Genomic DNA, 13,351 nt, shown 5'->3' with positions numbered 1-13,351 from the left:
CCTTGCGGTGTATGTCGCAGGGTGACATCGTGCGGGGTCAGCCGAACTGCTGCGTCCAGTACGTGCCCACCTGACAGGCGCCCATTCGGGTGAAACCGGTGCCGAGGATGTTGGCGCGGTGACCGCTGGAATTCATCCACGCGGTGAAGACGGCCTGCGACGACGCGGACCCGTACGCGATGTTCTCGCCCGACCAGCCGCTGGTGGCGCCGTGCGCGAAGGTGCCGGTGTCGTTCATCCACTGCGACTGGGCGCAGCTCGTGCCGGTGAGCGATGAGCTGGAGCTGAGCGCACCCAGCCCCGCTTCGGCGCGCGCCTGATTCACGAGCGAGAGCAGCTCGCTCCTGCGGTCGGTACCCGATACGGCGCCGCCGCCGTCCCCGCCGCCCGACCCGCCTCCGCCGCCGGATTGCCGGGCCGGTGCGCGGCTTGCCTCCGCGGCGAGCCGCGCCGCCTCGGCCGTCTGCCACGCGGCCTCCTCGGCCTGCGCCACCGCGACGGCGTCGCGCAGTGCGGTGACCGCCTGCTGCGAATCCGCGCCGAAGGCATCCGTGACGGCGGTGACTCCGTCCCGGGCCGCTGTGACGGCCGGCAGGGCGGTCGCGGGATGAGGATTCGCGGCGGCCGCCGCATCGGCCGTAGCGGCGGCCCACGCGGCGAGCCGGTCGCGCCAGGTGGAGCCGAGGGTGCTCATCGCCGCGGTCAGGTCGTCGGCCTCGCCGGTGCGCTGCGCGAGTTCGGCTTCCAGATCGCTCAGCCGCGCGCGCAGTTCCACGAGGACGGGCGCCTCGGATGCCGGGGGCCGCTCATTCGGATCGGCCACCGCGATCGTGCGGCTCAGCGCGACCTGGACGATCGTGCCCTGCGACGCGCCGCGGATCGGCCCGCCGCACCATACGTCGCGCGTATGAAGGCGCGAGGTGGATTCAGCCGCGGCGGGCGGCGACGGCGCGCTGCGCGCGGCGGAGCAGCCCCACCACGCCGGTGATCAGCAGCAGGGCACCGACCGCGAGCACGCCGTAGCCGACGGCGGTTGTCGCGGAGAGCGTCCGGACCCATGACACGAGGTCGTCCACGCGGCCCTCGCCGGACGCGAGCCAGATCCCGCAGGCCGCGAGCACCGCGAAGGCGAGCCCCCAGACGATCCCGGCCCAGCGGGTGCGGGGGCGGAGAGTCGGCGCCGACGGCTCCGCCGTCGCGAGCGCGGGCTCCGCGGCGAGGGTGGGCTCCGCGTCGCCGAGATCGTTGAGGTCGCTGAGGTCGCCCAGGGGCTGGGTCTGGTCGTTGTCGGTCACTGTGCGTCCTCCGATTGCCACTGCAGGATCTCGATCCATCCCGATCGCTGATCGATCACGAGGGTCTGGTCGGTGATGTCTTCGCTCTCGTCGACGGATGCCGGGATCGTCGCGACGACGCGGGGGGCGCCGTTGGGCATGCTACTGCTCACGGCCCCGGGAACCTCGCTCACGTCGATCGACTCCCCGGCGCTCGCGTTCGTGTAAACGGTCCCTGCCCCGCCACGGATGTCCAGGTGCACGGTCACGTCCGCATCCACCCAGACGGTCGTTCCTCCTGAGCCCTTCTCGACATGAATCGGCTCGGTGGGGGAGTCGGTTCCGCTGAGCGAGATGGACAGGTCCCCCCAGGGCTGAACAAAGGGTGCCGCGGCGGGCCAGCGCTCGGGTCCGACGTTCGAGATCCCGTAGCCCCCGAGGTGCAGGGCGGCGACCGCCGGCGCCGCCGTCGCGGCCAAGCCCCCGGCTGAAAGGGCGATGGTCACGAACGCGAGGAATCCGCTGCGGCGCCGCACGATGCCGGCGGTGACCATTCCGAGCGCCACGACGAGCGCCCCGACGAACAGGCCGAGCGCCCCGGCGAGCTCCGCGTCGCTGGTCACGGCGACCAGGGCACCCGCGACGACCGCGATGCCGAGCACCGTTGCGACGTAGGCGAACGGCGTGCGCGGCGCGGTCAGGCGGCGGATGCGGCGGCGCTCGGCGGCCTCCGCTGTGAAAGCCGCGGCGTGCGCATGCCGCTCGCGGCGCGCCTGGTCGCGGGCGGCACGCGCGGCATCCTGCTGCTGCCGCCGCCAGGCGTCGTCCTGCACCTTCCATGCGGCGTGCTGCTCGCGCCAGGCGGCGTAGGCGTCGGTGTCGGGGTCGGGGCGTTTCGTCTCGCTCGTTCCTCGCTCGCTCAACGACCGGGTGCGATCCGAGTCGTCGCTCAACGACTGGGTGGGCTCGGCCAACGACCCCGGGGAGGGGGAGGGGGCGGATGCGGCGAAGCCGGCGGCATCCGCCCCCTCGTCGTCCGCGGGCGCGGCGTCCGGACCCGAACCGGGCGCGGCGGCGGACGAGTCCGGGGTCACGGGAGCAGCGGAAGCCGTTCGCTGCTCCGACGCGACGGCCGGGTCGGTGGCGTGCGACGCGGAGCGGGCCGCGCGCACGATGAGGAAGACCAGCGCGCCGACGATGGCGACGCCGACGACGAACGCGAGCGCCATCACGGCTGCAAGACCGCCGCTGGAGCCGGCGACGCTCCAGATCGTCGGCAGCCCCACGAAGAGCGGCACCGGCGCCGGCACCAGGCCGAGGACGGCGAACGCCAGAATCCCGAGGTGCGCCGGCACGAACATGCCGCGCAGCGCATACTGCAGCGGGATGTCGCCGTCGAGGTTCGGCAGGAGCGCCCACGCGACCGCGTAGAGGAACAGCACCGGAAAGCCGAAGAGCCCGATCACGACCAGGATGCCGCGGACGATCAGCGGGTCGACACGCAGTCGCGCGGCGATGCCCGCCGCGACCCCGCCGATCCAGCCGTCGCCGCGGACGATCCCGAGCCCCGCCGTCCACGCGAAGAAGCGGTCGCCGAACGGCGCGCGGGCGGCCGTCGCCGCGGTCGGCGGCACGGGAGGAGGACCGGGATCGGAGAGGGGGGTGGTCATGCCTCGATCCTCGCCCGGGCCGCCCGGCGCCCGCCATCCGGTGAACCCCTGAGCGGACCCTGATTCCGATCGCTCGGCATAGGGGTCCGCGCTCCCGGTGTGATGTGATGGGCGGCATGTCCACCTCCGCGTCGCCGGCCCCGCGCCCCGTGCCGCCGGCGCGCCCGGCGCGGCCCGTCAAGCCGCCGCGCCCGCCCCGCGCCGCGCCGGCCGCGCGGCTGCCGCTCCAGCGCGCTCGCGAATGCGCCGTTTCGGGGGTCTCGGCGGGACTGGCGCGGCACCTCGGTGCGCCTGTGTGGGCGGTGCGCGCCCTGTTCGTCGTGCTCTCGCTGTTCGCGGGGGCCGGCATCCTGCTCTATCTGTGGTGCTGGGCGTTCATGCCGTGGGAGCCGGGCGAGAGCGCGCCGACCCGGTCGTGGCCGGTCGCGTGGATCCTCCTCGCCCTCGCCGGAGCCGCCTTCATCGTCGCGCTCCAGGCGCTCGGCGAACTGGCCGCCTGGGGCTGGGGGCCGTCCATCCGGCCGCGGGCGCTCGCGGCCGTCGTCGTCACCGTCGCCTCCGCGACCGCGGCCGGGCTGTGGGCGGGGTTCGTCGATCGCGCCGACACGGCACGCGGACCGCGTCATGCGATGTGGACGCGTGCCGGCGCGATCGTGCTCCTGACCGGATGCCTCGTCGCCGGTGTCTGGGTGGGCGGCCCGCCGCTGCAGACGCTGGTCGGCACACTTGTCCCGACCGTCGGCATCCTGCTCGTCCTCTCGTCGACGCTCGTGGAGCGCTTCCGGGAGCTGTCCGGCGAACGCGTCAAGCGCATCCGGGAGGAGCAGCGCGCCGAGATGGCCGCTCACCTGCATGACTCCGTGCTGCAGACCCTGGCCCTCATCCAGAACCGGGCGGGCGTCTCGAGCGAGGCGGCGCGCCTCGCCCGGGCGCAGGAGCGGGAGCTGCGCGCGTGGCTCTACGACGGCGACCAGCCCGCCGACAGCGACCTCGCGACCGACCTCCGCGATTACGCCGGCGCGCTCGAACTCGACTATCCCGTGCGCATCGACGTCGTAGCCGCCGGCGCATCGACCGAGCGCGCGAGCGGCGAGGTCGCCGCGGCGGCCCGCGAGGCGATGCTCAACGCCGCGCGTCACGCCGGCGGGGAGGTGTCGGTGTACATCGAGGGCGGCCAGCACGGCGTCGACGTCTATATCCGCGACCGCGGCGCGGGGTTCGATGTCGGTGCCGTGCCGGATGACCGCCTCGGCATCCGCCAGTCCGTCATCGGGCGGATGCGTCGCGCCGGCGGCATCGCGAACCTCCGCTCCGGTCCCGGCGGCACCGAGGTGCACCTGCAGTACCCGGCCCCCACCCAGAGCTTCGGGGACGGCCGTGGCTGAGTCCATCCGGGTCGTGATCGTCGACGACCACTCGATCTTCCGTTCGGGGCTGCGCAGCGACCTCGATGAGTCCGTCGCCGTCGTCGGCGAGGCCGCCGACGTGCCCGCCGCGATCGCGGTCATCGCCGAGACCCGTCCCGACGTCGTGCTGCTCGACGTGCACCTGCCGGGCGGCTCGGGGCTCGACGCGACGGGCGGCGAGGAGGTCATCCGGGCGTCGGCGGGCGTCGCCACGCGGTTCCTGGCGTTGAGCGTGTCGGATGCCGCGGAGGACGTCGTCCGCGTCATCCGCGCGGGCGCCCGCGGTTACATCACGAAGGGATCGTCCGGCGTCGAGGTGAGCCGCGCCGTGCGCGCCGTCGCCGGCGGCGACGCGGTGTTCTCGCCCCGCCTCGCGGGGTTCGTGCTGGACGCGTTCGGCGCCGTCGCGGGGGAGACGGCGGCCGCCGGCGATGAGCTCGACCGCCTGTCCGCCCGCGAGCAGGAGGTCATGCGCCTCATCGCGCGCGGCTACGCCTATAAAGAGGTGGCCGCCGCGCTGTTCATCTCGATCAAGACCGTCGAGACGCACGTCTCGGCCGTGCTGCGCAAGCTCCAGCTGTCGTCGCGGCACGAGCTGACGGCCTGGGCGAGCGAGCGCCGGCTGCTCTGAGCACATCGGCGCGCGCGGGGGCAGTGAGCCCCGGTCGTCCACGCGGAGCACGCCCGCGAGTGTCGGTGCGCGAGCCTAGACTTGACGGGCCATGCCAGACCCCATCAAGCCCGTCATCGTCGGCATCCCGAACCCGGACGCCGCCCGCCCCGACGAGGACCTGCTCGCGGGTCTGAATCCGCAGCAGCGCGAGGCCGTCACCTACCGCGGCCCGGCGCTCCTCATCGTCGCGGGGGCCGGCTCGGGCAAGACGAGCGTCCTCACGCGCCGCATCGCGTCGCTGCTGCGCTCGCGCGAGGCGTGGCCGAGCCAGATCCTCGCGATCACCTTCACCAACAAGGCGGCTGGCGAGATGCGCGAGCGCGTGCAGCAGCTCATCGGCGACACGGCGCAGGGCATGTGGATCTCGACCTTCCACTCCGCGTGCGTGCGGATCCTCCGCCGCGAGGCCGAGCAGTTCGGCTTCACGAAGAGCTTCACGATCTACGACTCCGGCGACTCGCGGGCGCTCATCAAGCGACTCGTCAAGCAGTACGAGGCCGACGCGTTCGGGCTGACCCCGGCATCCGTCCAGGGACGCATCTCGAAGCTCAAGAACGAGCTGGCGGATGCCGAGTCGTTCGCCCGAACGGCGAACCTCAGCGACCCGGCCGAGCGCCTGTTCGCCGAGATCTTCGCGGACTACCAGCGTTCACTGCAGCGCGCGAACGCGTTCGACTTCGACGACCTCATCGCCCAGACGGTGTACCTGTTCCGCGCCTTCCCGCACGTCGCCGACGTCTACCGCAAGCGGTTCCGCCACATCCTCGTCGACGAGTACCAGGACACCAACCACGCCCAGTACGCGCTCATCCACGAGCTCACCCGGCCCATCGAGGACGTGGGCGCGCTCCTGGATGAAACGGAGGGGGCATCGCTCACGGTCGTCGGCGACTCCGACCAGTCGATCTATGCGTTCCGCGGGGCGGACATCCGCAACATCACCGAGTTCGAGCGCGACTATCCGGGCGCCAAGGTCGTGCTGCTCGAGCAGAACTACCGCTCGACGCAGAACATCCTCAGCGCCGCGAACGCCGTCATCAGCAACAACTACGACCGCAAGGACAAGAAGCTGTGGACCGATGTCGGCGCCGGCGAGAAGATCGTCGGCTTCACCGGCTACTCGCAGCACGACGAGGCGCAGTTCGTCGCCGACGAGGTCGAGGCGCTGCACCGTGCCGGGCTCGCCTATGGCGACATGGCGGTCTTCTACCGGACCAATTCGCAGTCGCGCGCGCTGGAGGAGATCCTCATCCGCTCCGCCGTGCCGTACAAGATCATGGGCGGCACGAAGTTCTACGAGCGTGCGGAGATCAAGGACGCCCTGGCGTACCTGATCGCTGTCGCGAACCCCGCCGACGAGCTGAGCGTCCGCCGCATCCTGAACAAGCCGCGTCGCGGGATCGGCGACGTCACCGAGACCTCGATCGCGCGGTACGCCGCGGAGGAGGGCATCACGTTCCGCGAAGCGCTCGCCAACGCGTCGGCGCTCGGCGTCGGCCCGAAGATCCAGGCCGCGATCGCGCAGCTCGACGCGGTGCTGGCCGAGGCGACGGCCCTCATGCTGCCGAGCTCCGGCGAAGTCGCCCCGCCGACGGCGGTGACCGAGGGCCTCAGCCTGCTGCTGAACAAGTCGGGCTACTACGACGCCCTGCGGATGTCGAAGGACCCGCAGGACGAGGCACGCGTCGAGAACCTCGACGAGCTCCTCGCCGTCACGCGCGAGTTCGCCCGCAACAACCCTGAGGGCACCATCCTCGACTTCCTGACCGAGGTCGCCCTGGTGTCGGATGCCGACGATCTCGCCGACGCGTCCGGCTCGGTGTCGCTGATGACGATGCACACGGCGAAGGGCCTGGAGTACGACGCCGTGTTCGTGACGGGCGTCGAAGAAGACCTGATCCCGCATCGGATCTCCGCGGGGGAGCCGGGCGGCCCGCAGGAGGAGCGGCGGCTGTTCTACGTCGCGCTGACGCGTGCGCGCAAGCGCCTGCACCTGTCGCTCGCGATGACCCGCGCGCAGTTCGGCGAGGTCTCGGTGGCCATGCCGAGCCGGTTCCTGCAGGAGATCCCCCACGACCTCATCGACTGGCGGCAGTCGCCGGGCGACGTCAACTCCCGCGGGGGGTCACAGTCCCGCGCGCTCAACGCGCGGCGCCCGGGCGGCTTCGGCGGCGCTGGTCACGGCGGCGGCTCGCGGTACGGCGACGACCTGGTGCCGCTGCCGCGGCGGGAGCGGCCCGCGGGCGACCTCACGAAGTTCGCCAACCGCATCCCCGCGAAGGTGCGCGACAACGGCGACCTCGAACTCGTCCCCGGTGACCGCATCCGCCACGACGACTTCGGCGAGGGCCGCGTCGACCAGATCACCGGCGAAGGCCCGAAGCGCGTCGCGCACGTGCGGTTCGACCGCGCCGGACAGAAGAAGCTCCTCATCAAGATCGCGCCGATCGAGAAGCTCTGACCGACGCCGTCCCGGATGCCGCGGTTAGGCTGACAGGCATGGCCTTCTTCTCGCGCGGCAAGCGCACGCCCGCCGACGGTGTCTCTCCCGAGGCGGTGCCGGAGGCGGCATCCGACGCCGTCGAGGAGACCGTCGACGCGCACGCCGGCGAGGAGCACGTGCCCCACGTCGGCATCTCGGTCTCCACGTTCGGGGCCCCGCCGGCCGCGGCGGCTCCGGCAGCGCCTGGCGCGCCTGGCGCGCTTGCGGATTCGGCGGCGCCGGCCGCGGCGGCTCCGGCAGCGCCTGGCGCGCTTGCGGATTCGGCGGCGCCTGCGGCCCCGGTGCGCCGGCCGCCGGCGACCGCGCCGGCACCGCAGCCGACGGTGCCCGGGCTCGTCGACAACACCCTCGTGCAGGCCGCGCTGGCGGCTCTCCCGGAGAAGCCGCAGAACACCGACATCATGAACGTCATGCGGCAGGCGCTGCAGGGACAGCTGTTCGTGCGTGCGCAGGGTGATGCGCAGGCGCTGCTGGCGGCGGGACAGCCGTTGAACCTCGCGATCACGACGTTCCAGGACAAGCGGTTCCTGCTCGCGTTCAGTGGCGGCGCGGCCCTGCAGGCGAGCGCGCAGGCCGAGGGGGCCGCCGCGGCATCCGTCATCGGTCAGCCGGCGATCGCGGTGCTGCGCGGCGCCGTCACCGGCGGATACGACGGCATCTATCTCGACCACGCCACGCCGGGCGCACGGCTCGTGCTGCCGAAGCCGCTCATCGAGAAGGCGCTCGACGAGGGCGAGCCCGGGTTCGAGCTGAAGGCTCTGCTCGCCGGCGCCCGCGGCGACGCGACGGCGCTGCAGGTGGCCGAGGCGCTCACCCGCGTGAAGGTATGGGTCGCCGGCGGGACCGACGACCAGGGGCGCATGGGATTGGCCGAGGCGCGCGCCTCCGACGGCCAGCGGCGCCTTGAGGTGTTCTCGCACCCGCTCGAGGTGATCGTGCTGGGCCGCGGCGACCGGCCGCTGCCGCTGCTTCCCGAGCAGCTCGCCAAGGCGCTCGCCTCCGAGCCGGACCTGACCGGCGTCGTCGTCGACCCGGGCGGCCCGTGGATCGAGCTCGACCGCAACGTCCTCGCCCGGTGCTCGCGCTCGCCGGCTGACGGGGTCGCGCCGGTGCTGGCGCTTGTCGGCCGACGGCGTCGCGAAAGCAGGCTGAAACGGCGATCCGGGGCCGCGGGCGGGTCGTCGAGGTCGATCTGGCCTGCTTTCGCGACGGCAGGCGCCCGCGACGCGCGCCCGCGGGCCCCGATGCGCGACGGTCCCCGCCCGCCGCGCGCCGCGGGCGGGGTGTTGCGCGTGCCGCGGCCGCCCTAGGGTCGAGCCATGGCCTCCGAGCGCATCACCCTCACGATCCCCGGCCCCGACGGCGAGCGCGAGGTGTCGCTGTCGAGCCCGAACCGGGTCATCTGGCCGGAGGTCGGGATCACCAAGCGCGAGCTCGCCGAGTACGCCATCGCCGTCGCGGAGCCGTTCCTGCGCGCCAACGGCCACCGGCCCGTGTCGCTCGAGCGGTTCCCCGACTCGGTCGACGGGGAGAGCTTCTTCTCCAAGAACCCGCCGAAGGGCGCGCCCGACTATGTGCACGAGGTGATGTGCACGTACAACAGCGGGCGGCGGCATCCGCAGGTCGTCCTCGACGAGGCGGCCGCGATCGTCTGGGCGATCCAGATGAACACCGTCGTCTTCCACCCGTGGGCCTCGCTCGCGCGTGACACCGACAATCCCGTCGAACTGCGGATCGATCTCGATCCGCAGCCCGGAACGGATTTCGCGGATGCCGCGGCCGTCGCCCCGGCCCTGCGTGACGTGCTGCGCGAAGCGGGATTGGAGCCGTGGCTGAAGACGAGCGGAAACCGCGGCATCCACGTCTTCTGCCCGATCGAACCCACCCACGAGTTCCTCGACGTGCGGCACGCGGTGATCGCGGCGGGGCGCGAACTCGAGCGCCGGATGCCCGACCATGTCACGACGAACTGGTGGAAGGAGGAGCGCGGCGAGCGCATCTTCGTCGACTTCAACCAGGCCAACCGCGACCGCACGATGGCGGGTGCGTACAGTCCGCGGGCCCTCCCCGGCGCGACCGTCGCGACCCCGATCACGTGGGACGAGTTGGCCGACGGTGTGGACCCGGCATCCTTCACCGTGCGGACGGTGCCCGAGCGGCTCGCCGACATCGGTGACCCGTGGGCTGACCTGCATGCCGCCCCCGGCCGCATCGACACGCTGCTGGAGTGGTGGCAGCGCGACCTCGACGACGGGCTCGGCGAGCTGCCGTTCCCGCCCGAGTTTCCCAAGATGCCCGGCGAGCCGCCGCGCGTGCAGCCCAGCCGCGCGCGCAAGCCCGACTGACGCTACGCGACGGGCGCGTCGGCGATGCGGGCGCGGGTGGCCGCGGCGTCCTCGCGATGCTTCGGGCGCGCCCAGCGCGCGGGCGTGTGAGGCCCGTCCCACACCTGCACGATGCCCCACGCGACGGCGGTGATCGGCACCGCGAGCACGGCGCCGGCGATGCCCGACAGCACCGTCCCGATCGTCAGGGCGACGAGCACGACGAACGGGTGCAGCTTCATCGACCGGCCCATGAGGACCGGCTGCAGGAGGTTCCCCTCGAGCTGGTTGACGAGCACGACGACGCCCACCACGAGGAGCGCGATCACCCAGCCGTTGGCGACGAGCGCGACGAGGGCCGCGAGGATGCCGGCGAGGGTCGCACCCACGATGGGGATGAACGCCAGCAGGAACACCAGCACCGCGAGCGGGATCGCGAGCGGCACCTGCAGGATGAGCAGTCCGATGAGGATGCCGACGGCATCGACCGCGGCGACCGTCGCCGTCCCGCGGACGTAGGAGCCGAGGGTCTGCACCGTCTTGTCGCCGATGCGCACCGCGCGCTCGTAGTTATCACCGCGGAAGGGGCGCAGGAGGAACGCCCACATCTGCGGGCCGTCCTTCAGGAAGAAGAAGAGCATGACGACCATGAGCACGAGCCCCGTGACGAAGTTCGCGACCGCGCTCACCCCGGCGATCGCGCGGGAGCCGAACTGGGGGCTAGTCACGAAGCTCTGCAGCTGCGCGATCCACTCGTCGATCTGGTCGTGGTCGATGTCGAACGGCAGCGTCCGGCCCCACGCGAGAAGGTCCTGCAAGCCCGCCTCGGCCTGCGCGGAGAGCGTGTCCCACTGGTCGCGGACCGCCCAGACGATCAGCCACGACACCGCGCCGAGGATCACGAGGATCGCCAGGAGCGCCATCAGCGTGGCCACGAGCGAGGGCACGCCGTGCCGGCGCAGCCACGTCATGACGGGAGCGAACGCCGAGGCGAAGATGAGGGCGAGCACGAGCGGGATCGTCACAACGGTGACCTGCTGGATGCCGACGATGATCGCCGCCGCGATCGCCACGACGATCATGATCTGCAACGCGCGGATCGCGAGCACGCCGAGCCCGTCGGACCACAGACTCCACGGCTTGCCGCCGCCGGCGGCGACCCGCAGGGCCGTGGCGGAGGTGTCGACGCGGACGGTCTTCGGCGCTGAGCTGAACAGTCCCATGCTCCGACGCTAACCGATGCCGCGTGCCCGCCGGCGTGGGTTGACAACCTGCGCGGCGGCCGGGACCTGCGTCGGCATCCGTTCACCGGCGGTTCCCTCCGATGTCTCCGAGAGGCCACCGGGCGCTCGGGACGGTGGAGGTGCGGCCCGGGCCATCCGGGACCGCGTCACGTCACGTACGCACACACGGAACGAGGAAACAAGTCTACGAGCACGTTCGGGCCCGCACGGCGCCTGACCGTCCTGGGAACCGTCGCAGGTCTCGCCTGCGGTGTCATCCCCGCGGTGGGAGCGACCGCCGCAGCGCCGACCACACCGAAGAACATCATCGTGATGATCTCCGACGGGGCCGGTTACAACCAGTTCGACGCCGCCACCCGCGGCTGGCCGTCGCCGAGCCGCGGGCGACGTTCACGCCGTCGTGGATTCCGTTCGCCCCCGGCATCCTCTCGGTCACCTACACCGTCGAGAACCCCGGCAACGTGCGCCTCGGCGCGCGCGGCGAGGTGTCGACTCCCGGCGTGGTCACGGCGTCGGCGGTGACCGACGAGGTGCTGCCCGCGGGAGAGGCCACCGTCACCGTCGAGACCGAGGCGTGGCCGGTGGTCCTGCTGTCGGGTCGGGTGCACGTCACCGGGTTCGCGGCGGGTCAGGATGCCGTCGACGCACCCGGGCCGGTCTCGTCGGGCTTCCAGGTGCTCGCGGTGTCGTGGACGGGCATCGTGCTGCTGGCGGTCGTGGCCGGCGTCGTCGTCTGGCTCGTGATCCGGCGCCGCCGTGCGCGGGGCTCCCGGCCGCAGGTCGTCAGCGCGAACCCCACTCCCGCTCCGTGAAGACCCGCGCCACGGTGAGGCCGATGGCGAGCGCGACGACGACGAACAGCGCCGTCATCGCGTTCTGGATCGCTGCGAGCGTGTCACCGCCGATGACGCCGGCTATCGATCGGTAGGCGGCGGCGCCGGGCACCATGATGAGGACCGCGGGCACGGTCAGCGTCACGCGCGCCGCGCGCAGCCGGTCGCCGAACAGGTACGCGCCGAGGCCGACCGCCAGCGCCGCCGCTGCGGCGGCGACGGCCGGGTTCACCTGCGCGTCGACGAGGGCGAGGCGGCCGACGTTGGCGACCGCGCCGAGGGCGGCGGCCGTCACGGCGATCGCCCACGGGGTCGAGAAGAGTGCCGCGAACCCCAGCACGCCGACGAACCCGGCGATCAGCCGCATGAGGGAGAGGAGCGGTTCGCCGAGCTCGGGCGCGGCGGTCTGGGTGACCGTGGCGTGGAAGATCGTCGCGACCGCCCACACCGCAGTCCCGGTCGCGAGCAGGATGAGCGCCGCGTAGGTGACGCGCGCGATGCCGGCGTTCAGGTCGAGCCGCGCGAGGTCGAGGGCGCCGGTGACCAGCGGGAAGCCGGGCACCAGGTACAGCACCGCGCTCGTCAGCGCCGCGTCGTGCTGAGCGCCGGGAAGGCCGACGAGCACGAACACCGCGGCGACGGCGAGATACACCAGCAGCGCCGTGACGGCCGAGGCGAACACGGTCAGGAACTCGTTGGTGCGGAGGCGATGGATGGCCATGCGCACGGCCTGACCGGCCCCGGCGGCGATGCCGACCGCGACGAACTCCTGCCACCCGCCGTTGTTCAGCAGCGCGAACGCGGCGCACGCGAGCGCCGCCGCCACGACGCGCAGCGCCGGGGAGGAGCGCCGCGGCATCCGCTCGATCTCGGTCAGTCGCGCCTGCAGCTGGGCCGGGGTCGTGCCGTCGACGAGCTCGTTCGTCAGTCGCTTCAGCGCCGTCAGCCGATCGGCGTCGACGGCGGGCTGGCGGATTTCCGCCACGCGGGTGCGGAACATCTGCCCGCGCCCGGCGGTCGCGACGATGTCGGTCATGCCCACACGGCAGTGCAGCTGCTCGATGCCGAGCGCGCCGGCGGCGCGTTCCATGCTGTCGCGCACGCGCGCAGACGACGCGCCGGCACCCAGCATGAGGGCGCCCAGCCGGGTGACGGCGTCGGTCCGCGCGATGAACTGCACAGGCTCCAGCCGCAGCTCCTGCGTGTGGGTGGGCACCGGATCGTCGTCGCGGTCCGGCCCGTCAGGGGCGTCGGGGGCGTCGGCCATGCTCCGATCCTCGCACCGCGACGCCCCCGGGCGCACCCGCCGCGGCAGGGAAAACAGTGGGGTGACGGCGGCGGAATATTCACGGTCGCCGGCCCATCGGGCCTCCGGCGGCGCCCGCTATCGTCGTGGTCAAGGAAGGCGGGTTACCGCCACCTCC

General features: G+C 72.7%; 11 protein-coding genes. 6 read left to right on the top strand and 5 right to left on the bottom strand.

Annotated features, from left to right (window positions below):
• Positions 1 to 37: 37 nt before the first annotated feature.
• From JOD60_RS15770 to JOD60_RS15760, 3 genes are all read right to left on the bottom strand, one after another.
• Positions 38 to 823, bottom strand: coding sequence for a CAP domain-containing protein (locus JOD60_RS15770; RefSeq protein ID WP_076691551.1), 786 nt, complete (start codon positions 821 to 823; stop codon positions 38 to 40).
• Between the two features lie 103 nt (positions 824 to 926).
• The gene (locus tag JOD60_RS16890) at positions 927 to 1,295 is read right to left on the bottom strand and encodes a hypothetical protein (protein ID WP_232321640.1); all 369 of its coding nucleotides are present in this window, start codon (positions 1,293 to 1,295) and stop codon (positions 927 to 929) included.
• Positions 1,292 to 2,944: a PspC domain-containing protein gene (locus tag JOD60_RS15760; protein ID WP_076691550.1), complete on the bottom strand. Its 1,653-nt coding sequence runs from the start codon at positions 2,942 to 2,944 to the stop codon at positions 1,292 to 1,294. Before JOD60_RS15760 ends, JOD60_RS16890 begins: the two co-directional genes overlap by 4 nt.
• A gap of 116 nt (positions 2,945 to 3,060) precedes the next feature.
• Between JOD60_RS15760 and JOD60_RS15755 the strand changes: the two genes are divergently transcribed.
• The 5 genes from JOD60_RS15755 (at position 3,061) to ligD (ending at position 9,871) form a co-directional block, all read left to right on the top strand.
• A complete protein-coding gene (locus tag JOD60_RS15755) occupies positions 3,061 to 4,329 on the top strand; it encodes an ATP-binding protein (RefSeq protein ID WP_157127969.1) in 1,269 nt (422 codons plus the stop codon).
• Positions 4,322 to 4,981 (top strand): response regulator, encoded by a 660-nt coding sequence (locus JOD60_RS15750; RefSeq protein ID WP_076691549.1) that lies wholly within the window; start codon positions 4,322 to 4,324, stop codon positions 4,979 to 4,981. The genes JOD60_RS15755 and JOD60_RS15750 overlap by 8 nt, the downstream gene beginning before the upstream one ends.
• 91 nt (positions 4,982 to 5,072) lie before the next feature.
• Entirely contained in the window at positions 5,073 to 7,484 is a 2,412-nt protein-coding gene (locus tag JOD60_RS15745) for an ATP-dependent helicase (protein WP_076691548.1), read from the top strand.
• Between the two features lie 38 nt (positions 7,485 to 7,522).
• On the top strand, positions 7,523 to 8,836 hold the full coding sequence (locus JOD60_RS15740) for an SseB family protein (protein ID WP_076691547.1): 1,314 nt from the start codon (positions 7,523 to 7,525) through the stop codon (positions 8,834 to 8,836).
• A gap of 9 nt (positions 8,837 to 8,845) precedes the next feature.
• A complete protein-coding gene (gene ligD, locus JOD60_RS15735; protein ID WP_076691546.1) occupies positions 8,846 to 9,871 on the top strand; it encodes a non-homologous end-joining DNA ligase in 1,026 nt (341 codons plus the stop codon).
• A 2-nt stretch (positions 9,872 to 9,873) separates the two neighbouring features.
• Here ligD and JOD60_RS15730 read toward each other — a convergent pair whose 3' ends face one another.
• On the bottom strand, positions 9,874 to 11,073 hold the full coding sequence (locus JOD60_RS15730) for an AI-2E family transporter (protein WP_076691545.1): 1,200 nt from the start codon (positions 11,071 to 11,073) through the stop codon (positions 9,874 to 9,876).
• Positions 11,074 to 11,594: 521 nt separating this feature from the next.
• Here JOD60_RS15730 and JOD60_RS15725 point away from each other — a divergent pair.
• Positions 11,595 to 11,906 (top strand): hypothetical protein, encoded by a 312-nt coding sequence (locus JOD60_RS15725; RefSeq protein ID WP_157127968.1) that lies wholly within the window; start codon positions 11,595 to 11,597, stop codon positions 11,904 to 11,906.
• Here JOD60_RS15725 and JOD60_RS15720 read toward each other — a convergent pair.
• On the bottom strand, positions 11,878 to 13,194 hold the full coding sequence (locus JOD60_RS15720) for a threonine/serine exporter family protein (protein ID WP_076691543.1): 1,317 nt from the start codon (positions 13,192 to 13,194) through the stop codon (positions 11,878 to 11,880). The two genes, JOD60_RS15725 and JOD60_RS15720, sit on opposite strands and share 29 nt — an antisense overlap.
• Positions 13,195 to 13,351 lie beyond the last annotated feature (157 nt).

This window comes from Microbacterium aurum, assembly GCF_016907815.1.
Classification (GTDB): Bacteria; Actinomycetota; Actinomycetes; order Actinomycetales; family Microbacteriaceae; genus Microbacterium; species Microbacterium aurum.
The sequence above is the reverse complement of the archived record's forward strand: the minus strand, read 5'-3'. Positions and strand labels throughout refer to the sequence as shown.